At 68.9% G+C, this 14,293-nt stretch carries 12 protein-coding genes; 1 reads left to right on the top strand and 11 read right to left on the bottom strand.

Annotated elements, in window-relative coordinates:
• The 8 genes from HUX53_RS17430 to HUX53_RS17395 all read right to left on the bottom strand — a co-directional run.
• A partial coding sequence (locus HUX53_RS17430) for a lytic polysaccharide monooxygenase (RefSeq protein WP_176404255.1) occupies nt 1–685 on the bottom strand: 685 nt, incomplete at its 3' end.
• Nucleotides 686–711: 26 nt separating this feature from the next.
• Nucleotides 712–2,475 (bottom strand): chitinase, encoded by a 1,764-nt coding sequence (locus tag HUX53_RS17425; protein ID WP_217919557.1) that lies wholly within the window; start codon nt 2,473–2,475, stop codon nt 712–714.
• A 10-nt stretch (nt 2,476–2,485) separates the two neighbouring features.
• On the bottom strand, nt 2,486–4,051 hold the full coding sequence (locus HUX53_RS17420; RefSeq protein WP_217919556.1) for a chitinase: 1,566 nt from the start codon (nt 4,049–4,051) through the stop codon (nt 2,486–2,488).
• Nucleotides 4,052–4,287: 236 nt separating this feature from the next.
• Nucleotides 4,288–5,169 (bottom strand): phosphorothioated DNA-binding restriction endonuclease, encoded by an 882-nt coding sequence (locus tag HUX53_RS17415; protein WP_176404254.1) that lies wholly within the window; start codon nt 5,167–5,169, stop codon nt 4,288–4,290.
• A gap of 10 nt (nt 5,170–5,179) precedes the next feature.
• Nucleotides 5,180–6,604 (bottom strand): hypothetical protein, encoded by a 1,425-nt coding sequence (locus HUX53_RS17410; protein ID WP_176404253.1) that lies wholly within the window; start codon nt 6,602–6,604, stop codon nt 5,180–5,182.
• 38 nt (nt 6,605–6,642) lie between these two features.
• Nucleotides 6,643–7,302 (bottom strand): hypothetical protein, encoded by a 660-nt coding sequence (locus HUX53_RS17405; protein ID WP_176404252.1) that lies wholly within the window; start codon nt 7,300–7,302, stop codon nt 6,643–6,645.
• Nucleotides 7,299–7,685 carry a hypothetical protein gene (locus tag HUX53_RS17400; protein WP_176404251.1) on the bottom strand — a complete coding sequence of 129 codons (387 nt, stop codon included), beginning with the start codon at nt 7,683–7,685 and terminating at the stop codon, nt 7,299–7,301. Before HUX53_RS17400 ends, HUX53_RS17405 begins: the two co-directional genes overlap by 4 nt.
• Nucleotides 7,657–9,654 (bottom strand): CHAT domain-containing protein, encoded by a 1,998-nt coding sequence (locus HUX53_RS17395; RefSeq protein WP_176404250.1) that lies wholly within the window; start codon nt 9,652–9,654, stop codon nt 7,657–7,659. The genes HUX53_RS17400 and HUX53_RS17395 overlap by 29 nt, the downstream gene beginning before the upstream one ends.
• 402 nt (nt 9,655–10,056) lie before the next feature.
• On the opposite strand from HUX53_RS17395, the gene HUX53_RS17390 reads away from it, so the two are divergent.
• On the top strand, nt 10,057–10,848 hold the full coding sequence (locus tag HUX53_RS17390) for an SAM-dependent methyltransferase (protein WP_309237288.1): 792 nt from the start codon (nt 10,057–10,059) through the stop codon (nt 10,846–10,848).
• Nucleotides 10,849–10,898: 50 nt separating this feature from the next.
• Here HUX53_RS17390 and HUX53_RS17385 read toward each other — a convergent pair whose 3' ends face one another.
• The 3 genes from HUX53_RS17385 to HUX53_RS17375 all read right to left on the bottom strand — a co-directional run bounded on the left by HUX53_RS17385 (nt 10,899) and on the right by HUX53_RS17375 (nt 14,084).
• Complete coding sequence (locus HUX53_RS17385) at nt 10,899–12,434, bottom strand: cellulose binding domain-containing protein (protein WP_176404248.1); 1,536 nt, start codon at nt 12,432–12,434, stop codon at nt 10,899–10,901.
• Nucleotides 12,435–12,739: 305 nt separating this feature from the next.
• Nucleotides 12,740–13,105: a hypothetical protein gene (locus tag HUX53_RS17380; protein ID WP_176404247.1), complete on the bottom strand. Its 366-nt coding sequence runs from the start codon at nt 13,103–13,105 to the stop codon at nt 12,740–12,742.
• A gap of 304 nt (nt 13,106–13,409) precedes the next feature.
• The gene (locus tag HUX53_RS17375) at nt 13,410–14,084 is read right to left on the bottom strand and encodes a response regulator transcription factor (RefSeq protein WP_176404246.1); all 675 of its coding nucleotides are present in this window, start codon (nt 14,082–14,084) and stop codon (nt 13,410–13,412) included.
• Nucleotides 14,085–14,293: the final 209 nt, after the last annotated feature.

The following is a 14,293-nucleotide window of genomic DNA, read 5'->3' as shown; positions in this document are numbered from 1 at the left end:
TCGGGGTGTCGGTCGGAGTGGGCGTGGGCGTCGGCGTCGGGGTGTTGGAGCCGCCGAAGTCGACGTCCGAGCAGGTGTAGAACGCCTCCTGGCTGCCCACGACCCGCTGCCAGATCGAGTACAGGATGTGGCGCCCGGTCCGGGGCGGGATGTTGAGCGTCCACTTGGTGAACGTCGTCGGGTACTGGTGGGTGAACGACGCCAGCGGGACGAGGTCGGCCCAGCGCAGCGGCTGCGTCGGGTCCCAGCCCTCGCGGGTGATGTAGAACTCGAAGTTGCTGTTCGAGTGCGGCGCGGTCGCGTGGTAGGTGATCGTCTGCTGGCCGGAGTGCATCGGCGTGGCCGGCCAGTCGGCGCGCTGCAGGTCCAGGCCCCGGTACTTGGCGCGTCCCGCGCTGCACAGCTGGCCGTCCGGAATGAGCTCGCGGTGGCGGCCGCCGGCGTTCAGCAGCGACACCTCGTTCCAGTCGTAGAACGCCTGCGTGCCGCTGGCCGCGACGGCCGCCTTGCAGGCGTCCGACTGCGGGGTCTCCGGGTCCTCCAGGAAGCAGGTGTACACGCGGCTCGGCGGGTCGGACATCGTGCCGTGCGCGCTCGCGGCCGTCGCGGTGCCGAGCACGACCAGCACGGACGCGGCCGGCACGGCGACCGCCGCCGCGGCGGCCTTCGATCGGATCGATCTCATGTTTCTTCCTTCGGGGGGGGTGGGGGTTACGGCAGGCCGTTCAGGAAGGGCTCGTGGCTGTTCATGAACTCCCAGCCGTAGTAGCGGTCCCAGTTGATCGACCAGGTCATGAGCCCGCGCAGGTCCGGGGACGTCCCGCCGCGCAGCGTGTAACCGCCGCAGCCGGTGCCCTTGACCAGGCAGTTCACCGCCTGCTGCACCTGCGCGGGCGGCGTGTACCCGTTCCCGGCGCTGACCGCGGCGGGCAGCCCGATGCCGATCTGGTCGGGACGCAGGCCGGGGAACGTGTGACCGGTGTTCGCGACCGGGAAACCGGCCTTCACCATGTCGGTCATCGCGATGTGGAAATCGGCGCCGCCCATCGTGTGGTACTGGCCGTCCAGGCCCATGACGGGACCGGAGTTGTAGTCCTGGACGTGCAGGACGGTCAGGTCGTCCCGCATCGCGTCGATCACCGGAAGGTAGGCGCCCGTCCGGTTGTCGCCGGCGCTCGAACCGCCGTAGAACTGGTGGCCGACCTGCACGAAGAACGTCTCCGGCGCCATCGTCAGGACGAACTTCTGGCCGTACTTCGCCTTGAGCGACTTCAGCGCCGAGATCAGGTTGACGATGACCGGGGTGGTCGGGTTGCGGAAGTCGGTGTCACCCGCGTTGAGATAGAGCGAGTGGCCCTCGAAGTCGACGTCCAGGCCGTCCAGCCCGTACCTGTCGATGATCGCCGACACGGACTGGACGAACTTGTCCCGCGCGGCGGTCGTCGTGAGCTGCACCTGGCCGTTCTGGCCGCCGATGGAGATCAGCACCTTCTTGCCCTGCGCCTGCTTCGCGCGGATCGCGGCGATGAACTCCTCGTCGCTCTCCACGTTCGGGCACTCGCTGATCGGGCAGCGGGTGAACCGGATGTCACCGGACGTCGGCGACGTCGGCTCACCGAACGCGAGGTCGATGATGTCCCACGCGTCGGGGACGTCCGCCATGCGCACGTAACCGGAACCGTTGGCGAAGCTCGCGTGCAGGTAGCCGATGAGGGCGTGCTTCGGGAGGCCGGTGTTGGTGCAGCCGGACGTCCGTCCGCTGACCGGGTTGGTCTTGGCCGACTCGCCGACGTCGTTGTAGGCGGCGACCGTGTAGCTGTGCGAGCTGCACGTCGCGAGGTTGGAAATGGTGGTGTTCGTCCCGGCCACGGTGGCCTTCACCGTGCCGCCCTCGTAGACGCGGTAGCCGGTGACCGTCCCCGAGGACTGGCCCCAGGACAGCGCGATCGAGGTGTCGGTGACGGCGCCGAGCTTGGGTGTTCCAGGCGTACCGGGCACACCGGGCTGCGGCTCGCCGCCGGGACCGTCCAGGACGACGTCGTCCGCGTAGTACGCCCCGTTGCCGTACCAGCCGTGCAGGAAGATCTGCGCGGACGACTGGTTCGCACCGGTGGTGAACGTGACCGACAGCTTGGTGAAATCGGTGGCGGACGGCGTCCAGGTGGACGATCCGCCGGTCACACCGAGGTACATGTAGTTACCGCGCACCCAGGCTTCGAGCGTGTAGGCGGTGTTCGGCTGGACGGCCACGGTCTGCGTGCACTGACCGGTGCTGCCGCCCGTGACACCGCCGGCGAGCGCGTGACTCCCCGTCCGGACGGGAGTGGTCGTGACCGACCCGCCGTCACACGACCACGGGCTCAGCGACCCGCTCTCGAAACCGGGGTTGGCCAGGACGTTCGCCGCGTGCGCCGGGGCCGTGACCCCGACCAGCAGCCCGGCGACCATGGCCGCCAGGACCCAGATCTTTCGCATCTCCGGCCTCCTACGGCAGCGTGTCCAGGTGCGCGCCGACGGTGCGGGCGAAGCCGCCGCCGTTGGTCACGTCCCAGTTGATGGACCACGTCATCGCGCCGCGGATGTCGGGATACGTCCGGGACGGCTTGAACGAGCCGCACCCGGTGCCCTTCGCGAGGCAGTCGAGCGCGTTGTTGACCACCGACGGCGCCACGACGCCGCCGTCCGCCGCGCCCGGCCCGGCCGGCAGGCCCAGCGCGACCTGGTCGGGACGCAGCCCGCCCTCCAGTTGGATGCAGGCCAGCGCGGTCATGAAGTCGACCGTCCCCTGCCCGTACACCTTCTGGTCGCAGCCGAGCATCGCGCCCGAGTTGTAGTACTGCATGTGGACGACGGTGAGGATGTCCTTGATCTTCAGCGCGAGCTGGAAGTAGGACCCGCCGGTGGACTGCATGTCGAGCGTCTGCGGCGCCATCGTGATGATCAGGTCGGCGCCCGCCTTGCCGCGCAGGGCGCGCAGCGCCTGCTCCATGTAGGTCGGGTTGAGCCCGTTCTCCAGGTCGATGTCGACGCCGTCGAACCCGTACTCGGTCATCAGCCCGTACACGGTGTTCGCGAAGAGCTGCGCGGACGCGCTGTCCGAGACCCGGATGGCGCCCTTCTCACCGCCGACCGACAGGATGACCTTCTTGCCCTTGGCGTGCAGGCCCGCGATGTCGGACTTGAACTGGGCATCGGTGTAGCCGCCGAGAGCGGTCGAAAGCTCTGGATCGACCTCGAAAGTGACTTCACCGGCCCGCGCCGTGGATTCGCCGAACGCCACCGCGATGAGGTCGTACTCGTCCGGCACCTGAGAGAGCTTGAGTTCCTGCGCGGGGTTGACGAAGTCGTGCCAGTAACCGGTCAGGAAGTGCCGGGGGAGCGGCCCGGTGGCGCACCCGCTGGTCGTCCCGGTGACGGCGTCGCTGGCGGCCGACTCGCCCTCATCGTTGTACGCCTTGACCGTGTAGGTGTGCGCCTCGCACTTGGCGAGCCCGCTGATCGTCGCGGTGGTCCCGCTGACGGTCGCCTTGACGCTGGCGCCCTCGTAGACGCGGTAACCGGCCGGGGTACCGGACGCGGCCTCCCAGTTGAGCGTCAGCGAGGTGTCGGTACGTCCGCTGACCGACAGGTTGCCCGGTTGCCCGAGCCCGCCCGGCTCGGTGGGGCCCCCGGTACAGGGCTGGCCGTTGAACGTGCAGTTCTGCGGGCTTCCAGGACCGTTCCCGAGGAAACCGAACGTGACCGAGCCGCCCGCCGGGATGGTGGCGTTGTAACCGCGGTCGGTGAACGTGTTGTGCTGCCCGTCCTTGGTCAGGAGGGCGTCCCAGTAGGAGCCGACGGACGTCCCGGCGGGCAGGTCGAACTCGACCCGCCACCCGTTGATCGCCGCGGCGGACTCGTTGGTGAGCGTGAACCGTCCCTCCCAGCCCGAGCCCCAGTCGGAGGGCTTGGTGAACGTCGCGGACGCGCCCGCAGCGGCGTGCGCGGTGGCCGGGACGAGCAGGGCGAGCAGCAGGACGGCGAGGACACTGAGAACAGAGCGGGGGCGCAAGGGCTACTCCCTCGTGGTTGGAAGCCGGCGGATTCCCCCGAACCCCGATGCCGCTATTTGTCAGGAAGGTTTCCTATCTATTTAGCAGCACGGTAACCAGCCCCTGTGACCTGGGCAACCCCCTGATCCGGACGTTCCGGCAACCAGCCCAGCTTGGACACCGAACCAGCCCGGCCTCAACCGAACTTCGGCATGAAACGCCGTGAAATGGCCCTGCTCTGGGCAACAACTGCCAATCAGGCCGCGCGGGCGGGCCCCCGGAACACCTGCCGCGCATGCCACCCGATGTACTGCGGCCCGACCGGCTCCAACCCTCGTTGCGGCTCCCGCGCCGCCCGCCCGGCAAGGTCGAGCACGAGACTCCTGGACGTCGCGGCCCGCCCGACGTACTTGCGCGAAACGGTGATGGCCCGCTCCTCGCTCAGCCCGACGACACCCCGGTCGAAGAGCCGATGGTGGAGCGCACACAAACAAATGCCATTGCCCAGCTGATCGGGGCCGCCATACGTCCGCCACCGCACATGCGCCGCGTCCAGCCCGACCGCGACGCCGTTCAGCCAGCCGTCATAACCGCAGAAAGCGCAGCAGTACTCGTACGCCTCCAAAACCTCCAGCCGGAACGCCGGATCGCGACGACCGGGCATTCCCGACGGCAGTTCCGCGTCCTCCAGATCGAGCCCGACCATCTGGCAGATGTCGGCATGCATGGACGGCGCGAAATCGGCGTCCAGCAGCGCCCGGACGAGCCGAGGCAGCAGAGCCGAATCCGCATCGAGCGCCGCGACAAGCCGCGGATGCAACCGCCCGCGCGCATGCAGAGCCCTCAACGGCCCCAGATCCGGCCCGGGACTGGACCCGCCGTCGGCCGTCCTGACTTCCCACAGCAGGTCGTCGTTCGTCAGATGATGGAACGGATAACCCGCACTGGTCTTCCGCGGCGGCCCGAACTCGCGCAACAACTCGTTCAGGTCGTTCTCCAGCGCCGAGAACTCGATCGGACGGGCGCCTTCCCGCTGAAACCGTCCGAGCGCGTACAGCAGGAGCAGCGGCTTATGCGGGGCACGCTCCCCATTGCGCGAGTACCTGCGGACGCTCAGCACCCGATCAACCCAGTCCACGCCTGAAACCCTAGTGGTCGAGGACGGCCCGGAGCGTGGAGTCAGCGGCCTCCTCAGCCGTGCCGACGGCACCATTCCATTTCTCGGCGAACGCGTCCGCGTTCTCCTGGAAAGACCGCCTCATGGAGGGGCCGGACAGCACCCCGGCGACCGCGACCAGGTGACGCGCCCACACACGGCCTTCAACGGTGGCGGCGATGTTCAGCGTCCACTCCCCGTCCCGCTCCGCGACCCGCTCGACGGTCAGGGCAGCCTCGCCCGCCGGGTTCTCCGCGGTGGCGGTGAGCGGGGAACCACCGCTCCACCAGCGTCCGAGATCTGCCTCCGCCGCCGCCTTGACAGACGTGTAGCCCTTGAACTCCCCGGCGAGGCCGGCGCGGATGATCCGGGCGCTGTCGATTTCGACCCAGCCCGTCTGCACGTCGTCCGGACTGTCGAACTCGATGCGGCTCGGCCCATCGAACTCCCACGCCACGACATGCACATAGAGCGGCTCGACCTCGTCCTCCGAAACGAAGTCAATGCGATACTTGGCGCCCGGCTTGATGTGCTTTCCCTTGAGGAGTTCCACGCCGAAAGAACCCTCAGAATCTTTCACCAGCCGCCCCCTCTCAAAAGGCAACCCCTCGATCCCCCGCTGAAGGGCGGCCGCATACGCGTCGGCCCACTCACGAGGGACGGCCTTGAGCGTTATGCGATGCTCGAATTCAAGTCGCTCCCGCATTCCTTGTTCCACCATGCCGGGCACTTCGGCGTTCCACGCGGCCACGGCCTTGGTGAACCCCTCGTCCAGCATGCGCCGGACGCGTCCCCGCATGACGGCGAGCCCCACCGCCGCCACCGGACGCAGAAGGGAGCGCCCACCGAACCTCGCGTTCGCCCGAACGGACCAACGCCCACCCACGTCCTTGCGCCGCCCAATCTGCAGATCCGCATGGGCGAACGGATGTACGACCCGCAGCGAAACCGGAGACGTCTTCGAACCAAGCGCAGACCACCACTCCTCGGCCCGCAGCTCACCTTCCCACCGCGCACGCCGCAACCAGCGAAACGGCTTCGGCCCCTGGTAGTCACCCGCGATGCCGACGGTATGCAGCCGCCGTCCGGACATGCGCAGGTCCAACCGCAGATTGACCACATGACCGTCGGAAGTAACCGTGACGTCGATCCGCGACTCGCCAACCCGGTTCCAGGCCGGAACATGCACCTCGACGTCCAGCTCCTCGTTCCCACCGCGATAGCGGGCCCCGGCGGCAAGGTGCCGCCCCTCCACCAACCGCAAGCCATCCAGGACGGCCTCACCGAACACGAAACCGCGCTCGGTGATCGGCACCTCCTCCACCGCGTCCAGCAGCGCCCGCACGACCTGATCCAGCAGATCACGCGAAAACGGAGCAACCTCGGCATCACGTCGATAACGACCCATACCGATCATGGTCGCGCGTGCTTCCCGGAACCGCCAGCAGAAGGAGCTCACTTCGGGCAGGAGGCGACGGGCCGCAGTGCCTCCACGTCGGTGAAGCGGATCGTCCGCACGTGGCCCGTGGCGAGCCGGACTGCCATGGTGCCGGACGACGCCGGACGCGACTCACCGCAGACAACCGCGCCGCTCGTGAGCGTGATCTCGATGTGCTCGGGCGTCTTCGGAGCGGGGGCGAACCACGTCATCCCGGTCGCCGCGGCCATGAGAGCGACGGTCGCGATCGTGGCGCCCACGGCTCCGTTGAGGTTTCTGACCGCGTTCCGCGCACGCCAGGCATCGTGCCCCTCGATGCCGCCGAACCTGTCGATGTCCTCGCGGCTGGTCGTCCTCGGGCGGCCGTGCGCGGCGCATAGCGCGAGGTAGGCGCCGGTCACGCCGGTGATGAGGGAGAGCAGCGTGATGACCGCGACGCAGATCTGCCAGTCCGGCCGGATCTCCGCAAGAGTCGACCGGCCTTTGACGACGGAGACGGTCGTGATCAGCGCCAGCAGCCCGGCCAGGCCGTTGCGCCAGCTCTCCGCGGCCTTCCGGACGTCATCGAGCTGGCGTTCCGCCGCCCGTGCCACGGCGTCCTCGGCGTCCAGGCCGGCTCGCCGGGAGCGTCCCGCCGCGACCACCTCCGCGGACGTCCCGTCGGATGGGACGGTCACGGCCAGACCGCGCGGATCGTCCTCGCCCAGCCGCACCCCCGGGGCGGCCCGTCAGGGAAGGCGGACGGATGCTCGTCGCAGTTGCAGCGCACGGGGAACTCCTTGTAGCGGGAACCGCCGGCGTCCGTGGTCCGTGGCAGCAGTTCGGCGAGGCGGGCGAGGCTCTCCGGATCGGGTACCGGCTCGTCCGACCGGACGAGCGTCAGCCAGTGCGTGCCGCTGATCTCGTGCCCGCAATCGGGACACGTGCCGTCGTAGCCGATGTGCGTCGTCCTGCGGGCGTCCGGGTAGAGCCGCGCCCGCAGGTCGAGATCCGGTTCCTCGATCTCGGCGGGGCTGGGCCCCGGCCTCTCACTACGGTTGCGAAAGCCGGGCAGTCGCATCGTCGGAAACCTCCGTTCTCCCAAGGCCGCCGTAGCCGATGAGCGCCAGGCCCGCCCAGAACACCGGATGCCATCCCTGGCGCAGCGCATGCACCTGGGCGGCTTGGAGGGCGGCCCCTGCCGTCGTCCCCTCCGCCAGGTCCCGGTAGACGCGCCCGAGCAGTTCGCCGGTCTCCTCGATCGGCAGATCCCACAAACCGGCGATGACGCTGTGCGCGCCGCGGCTCAGGCACACCGTCACCAATGCCAGCGGGAACGGGCCGGGCTCGGCGCGGCTGGACCTGCAGGATCCGGCCACGACGACGGGCGGGAACCGCCACTCCAGCATTTCGCCCGCTGTCACCGGGCCCGAGGAAAAAGCGACGGAGTAGCCGAGCCCGGTCCCTTTGCCATGCGCCGCGATGGACAGCACGTCGGCCCCGCCGTCCGGGAGGGACACGGCCTCGGCGACCACGGTCCCCGCGTCCTGCAACGAGGCCAGGCGCTCCCGCTCCGGGGCCGATTCAAGCGCGAACATCGTCTGTACCCGGAGTGGATTCCCGCGCTGCCGCTCCTGCTCGGCGAGCAGCGCGTGCAGCCGGAGGCCGGTGCACAAGACGACCTGGCGAGTCTCGATCAGCGTGTGCCCGCCCGCCCGCAGTGCGGGGAAGGGCACGTGCCACAGCGGGCCGTGCGGGACGACGACCAGCGGCGGACCGGGCTCGCCGGAACGCAGCCGGTCGGCCAGCGGCTCGGGCAGCAACTCCCGGCCCAGCACCTCCCAGGCGTCCGGATCCCGCACTTCGCCCGCGCCCAAGACTCCCGCAAGGGCGAACACGAGATCCGGGGACGCCTCGATGGGGTCCAGGACGCTCTCACCGTCCGGTGAGATCCACAGCCGGAAACCTCGCACCCGGTCGGGCCAGGCATCGGTGAGCCGGAACATCAGCACGTCGCGCCCCCGGAGGCGGGGCTTGAGCCAGTCCAGATCGACAGGTTCCGGGGCGAACTGGCCGGCGAACACGCCGGCGACCTGATCGATGAGGGCGACCCGCAGCTCGCGCGCCCGCTCAGCGGCCGCTTCGCGCTCCGCCTGGTCGAGCCGCGCGTCCGCCGCCGCGTCCTCGGCCGCCAGAAGGCGCCGGGCGAGCGCGACACCGGCCGAGTCGATCATCTCGATGTCCCGGTGCAGGACGTCGGACACCCCGTCCTGCGCCATGTCCTCCATGATCTTCAAGGCCGGCTCCGCCGCGCCCAGCTCGGCCAGTACCGTCAGCCCGTCGAACACCGCGCCGCGCGCCGTGTCGGCGCTGCCGGCCCGCCAGTCCGGACGCGACAGGAGGCCGCGCAACCGTGCCATCTCACCGAAGCCCTCTTCTACCAGCCCGATGACGCGCTCGCGTTCCAGCGAGCCACGCGCCATCGTGCTGAGCAGCAGCAACCCGCGGCCCGCGGTCAGATGATCGCCGTTGTGGCGCGCCTGGACCACGGAGTACGCGATGGTGTCCGCGGCTTCGCGCGTCCGGCCCTGTTCGACCAGGGCAGGTGCCTGGGTGACCCCGTACAGCATGGCCCAGTACGGCAGCTGCGAGCCGGTGCCGAGTTCGGACCGCCTGCCGAGAAGGATGAGCGCCACGATCCGCGCGTTCGACCCGCGCGGCGCGCGGCGGGCGACCTTCTCGAACGCGGCCTCGGCTGCGGTCTCGTCCACCGCCCGCAACCGCATCGCCTCCAGCAGGCGCCGCATCCACACGGTCTCGCTGCGGCGCGGAGTGACCTCGACCGCCCGGTCGAGCATCTCGATCGCTCGCTGCGGGTCCTTGTCCGAGTAGAAGGACCACGCCGCCATCAGGGCCTCGGCGCGGGCCGAACGCGGCGCGGCGCCCTGCTCGGCCAGCCGGACCAGCCGCCGGACCGCCTCCTCCGCGGCCGCGTGCTCATTTCTCAGGTCCAGTACGCCGGAAATGGTGATCAACAATTGTATCTGCATTTCCGGAATCCCACTGGTCATCGGAAATCCGAGCAGTTCCGTCGCTGTTCGGAGGAGGAGGTCATGGTCGCCCGCCTGTATTCCGCGTTGCAGGTCCCCGGTGAGTCGCTGCATTTCGCGGAGGAGTCGCTCGCTATCGCCGGACGCCTGCACCGCCTTCCACATCGCCAACGACATTGACACCTTCCCCACCGGCGTCCCCCGTCCCCTTGTGGCCCCTGCGCCTTGTCCGTCTTACCCGAAGGACACCAGACCGGCCGGTGGCCGGGACGGATGTGGCCATAGCCGGACGCGCGGGTTTGAGGGCGCGCGGCCCGCACCATGAGAGGTGCTGGTGGTGTTCTCGCCGTGGGAGGCATGGCGGTTATAGGGTCGGTGGGGCGGTTCTGGAGGAGGGGCGTGGTGGATAGGGTTTCGCGGGTTGATAGTGGTGTTCCGCATCCGGCTAGGGTTTATGACGCCTGGTTGGGTGGCACGGACAACTTTGAGGCCGATCGGGTGGCTGCTGAGGCCGGGTTGCGGGCCTTTCCGGCTACGGTGAAGTCTGTGCGGGCCAACCGGGCGTTTCTTGCTCGGGCGGTGGAGTATCTGGTTGCTGAGGCTGGGATCCAGCAGTTCTTGGATGTTGGTACCGGGCTGCCTTCGGCCAATAATACGCATGAAGTTGCCCAGGCGATTGTGCCTGAGAGTCGGGTTGCTTATGTGGACAATGATCCGATTGTGCTGGCTCATGCCGAGGATCTTTTGAGGGGTACCGATTCGGGTTTGACCGGGTACATCGACGCTGATCTGCGTGAGCCTGGGAAGATCCTGGAGGCGGCTGCGCGTACGCTGGACTTCAGGCGGCCGGTGGCGGTCATGCTTATTGGTGTGCTCCATTTCATCGGGGATGAGGCGGAGCCTTATCGGGTTGTGGAGAGGTTGATGGGCGCTGTTCCTCTGGGGAGTTATCTGGTGATCTCTCATACGGCGAAAGATATTTTTCCCGAGGAGATGGCGGCGTTCGCGCGGGCCATGAATGAGAATTCGGCGGCGAAAGTTACGCTGCGCGAGCGTGCGCAGGTCTCCGGGTTCTTCGGTGGGCTGGAGCTCGTCGAGCCCGGCGTTGTGCAGGTGTCCCGGTGGCGGCCCCGTTCCGAGGTTGAGGCGTCCGCGCCTGCTGTGCTCTGGGGCGGTGTGGGCCGCAAGGCGTAGTAGGGCGGCCCGCGTCCCGGGAGGGGGGACGCGGGCCGCGTGGGGGTGGGTTAGAAGCCGGCTGTGATCTTGGTGAACTGCCAGTCGGTCTGGTCGGTGCCGCTGCCGGGACGGTCCCGGTTGACCGACCAGAAGGTGAACCTGGCCAGGCCGTGGGACTTGGCCCAGTCGCGGATCTGCGTCCAGACGGCCGTGGTCGTGATCTCGCCCTGGTCGGAGCGGCCGTTCATGCCCGAGATGCCCATGTGGGTGTAGGCGACGGCGTCCGACCAGCCGAAGGCAGAGGTCAGCGCCGTCTTGAGGCCCTCGGACGCCTGGACGGTGCTGCCGTACATGTCGGCGCCGCCGCCGAAGTTGAACGGCATGATCGAGAAGATGTCCACCGGGACCTGGAGCTCGGCCGCGCGGTCGATGAGGCGCGTGCCCCAGTAGTTCGGCCCGGTGGTGAGGGTCGGCATCGTCAGGATCGTCTGGATGCCGGGGTTGTTCTGCTCGATGATCTTCAGCGCGCCGAGGATGCGGTCCTGGACGGCCGCGTTCTCGAACTCGTCGCTGTTCTCGATGTCGACGTCGATGGCCTTGAGGCCGTAGGCGTCGATGACCTGCTGGTAGGCGCCGGCGAGCGCCTGGGGCGTGGAGCAGTTCGGGCCGAGCTTGTTGCCCGACCAGCCGCCGATGGACGGCAGGACGTCACCGCCGGCCGCGCGGATCTTGGCGATCGCCTGCTCGTCCACGCCGCTCTTGAGGGGGCGCTGGCTGTCCCACGACGGCGTGCAGCCGCCGCCGGACAGGATGAACGCCATCGTGAACCACTTGATCCCGGTCGCGTTCATCACCGTCGTCGGGTCCGGCGGGTTGCCCCAGCCCAGGTACAGGTAGGGCGCGGCGTGCCGGGAGACGGGCGGTGTCGTGCAGCCGGTGGTGGTGGCCGAGACCGAGGCGCTCGCCGCCGACTCGCCGACCGAGTTGTACGCCTTCACCGTGTAGGTGTGGTTCGAGCACTTGGTCAGGCCGCTGATCGTGGTGCTCGTCCCGTTGACGGTGGCGCGGGCGGTGGAGCCCTCGTAGACGCGGTAGCCGCTGACGTCACCGGACGAGGGGGACCACGAGAGGGTGAGCGAGGTGTCGGTCTTGCCGGTCACGGTCGGTGTGCCGGGTGCGGAGGGCGTGCCGGGTTCGGTCGGGCCTCCGCCGCCGTCGCAGGACGCGCCGTTGAGCTTGCAGCCCTGGGGCGCGCCGGAGCCGCCGACGATGAAGCCGAAGGAGACGGACGCGCCGGCGGCGACCGCCCCGTTGTACTCGCGGTTGGTGAACGTGGAGTGCTGCCCGGACTTGGTGAGCAGCGCGTCCCAGTAGGTGCCGACCGAGGAGCCGGACGGGAGGTCGAACTCGACCTTCCACGACGAGATCGCCGAACCGGTCTCGTTCTTGATCGTGTACTTGCCCTCGTAGCCGGAGCCCCAGTCGGACGACTTGGTGAACGTCGCCGTCAGCGACGCGGCGTTGGCCGCGACGGGGGCGAGCAGGGCGAGGACGAGGGAGCAGAGGGCGGTGAAGAGGAAGCCGGGAAGAAGTGTTCTTCGCAAGGTCACTCCCGGGTAGGAGACGTGGATGAGCGGGAATCCCCCGAGCCCCGAGCGGATCGTGCTGCGGTGTCAGTGGTGCGCGGCGGGCGGCGGGCGCGGCATGCGGTCGACCTTCTAATAGGAAACTTTCCTATAAATCGACTGAACGGTAACCGGCGTGCGGCGCGCTGGCAACCCCTTGCGGAGACTCCGGTGCAGCGGCTGTCTGGCGTGCCCGCGACCACTGCCGCTGGTGGACCGGACCAGTGCGGCCGGTGCCGAAAAGGTTTCTTCGAAGGGCCCGGCTCAGTTCCCGGGGGCGCGCGTCACCAGTACAGGTTGATGTCGACGCGGAACTCCCAGTTGCTGGGGAAGACCTTCTGGCACTCGATCACGGCCTTGTGCCCGCCGTGGTCGAGGGTGTGCTGGGAGCCGTCCCGGAAGCAGTCGGCGGCCTCGTCCTCGCTGAAGTAGGCCACGCCGCGGCCGAGCCATTGGGACCGGTCCCGCGCCGGAGCCGGATCGCACCGGTCACTCGGGGAGCACGTTCGCTTGAGCGTGAGGAACGCGTGCTTCCCGTTGATGCCGGAATACCACGTGTCCAGGGTGTCGGCCGTCCCCAGGCCCTCGAACCAGTCCTTCATGTAGTGGTTCGGCTTGTACTCGGAGTAGTAGTAGCTCGTCCAGACCACGATGATGAGGAGGACGACGGGTATCGCCAGGATCGGGAGCAGCCAAACGCGCGACTTCCGCCTCCTCGGGGGAAACGGCGGCCGGTACATCCCCATGGGCGGCGGCCCGCCCGGGCCCGCAGGCCCCGGGAAGGGGCCGGCCGGCCCCGGCACCGGTGGCGGACCCGCCCATCCCGGCGGTACCCGACCCGGCCCCGGGCCATTGTGGAAAGGCCCTGGGGCACCGGCGTCGGGGGGCGGAGTCATGGCGCCTAACAATAGCCGTCAGGTACCGCGCGCGGGGGAAAGGGCGGGAAGTGGTCCGTCAGTCCGGGGAGGGGCTCTCCGCGCCTATCTTCGTGATCAGCCCGCTCGCATAGGCGACCGCGACCGCCTGACCACGGGTTCCGACGTCGAACTTCTTCAGCACGTTGTGGACATGGGTGCGGACGGTCGTGATGGAGATCGACAGCTCGGTGGCGATCTCGACGTTGGACGCCCCGCGGCCGAGCAGCAGGATCACCTCCTTCTCCCGGGAGGTGAGGTTCACCGCCTCGGCGGGGTGCGCCTCGCGCGGCGCCGCGTCGGGCGCGCGGCAGAGGGCGTGCCGGGCGCCCTCCGGGATGAGCAGGGTGTCGCCGGCGGTCACCAGGCGGAGCGCCTGCAGCAGCTGGTCCGAGGAGGTGTCCAGGGACAGCACGGCGGAGACGCCGAGCCCGATCGCCTCGACCGCCCGGTGCACGTTCTCCGTCTTCGCGATGACCACGACCTTGCAGAGCCCGGACAGTTCCGCGAGCTCGCGCTGATGCGTGACGATCGTCAGCGCCGGGGCGACGACGAGCGTGACGTCCGGGGCCTTCCGCGCGGCGTCCCGGAGCACCCGGTCGCCGGCCGTGTGGCCGATGATCTCAATGTCCGAGCCGTTCTTCAGCAGTGCCGAAAAACAGTCGGCGATGATCGTTCTTTCGCAGCAGAGAAGCAGTCGCTGTCTTACTGCCATCGGTCCTGCTCGGGGAAATAGGACGGCGCGGTCTCGATAATGTAAAGCATTTTTCCGGTGGCCCCCGTGGCGCTCTGCGAATCCCGGCTCCGGTGCCGTGCAGGGCGGGGAGCGAGGGTACGGATGGTTGAAAGTTCATTGGGTCTCAGCGGCGGTCACTCTCCGAATGTGTGCGCTTACCAGTCGTGCTCCGGCGTCATCGCGTCGAT

This window comes from Actinomadura sp. BRA 177 (genome assembly GCF_013372625.1).
GTDB lineage: Bacteria > Actinomycetota > Actinomycetes > Streptosporangiales > Streptosporangiaceae > Spirillospora.
Note: the sequence above shows the minus strand (reverse complement) of the source record. Positions and strands in the feature narration are given on the sequence as shown.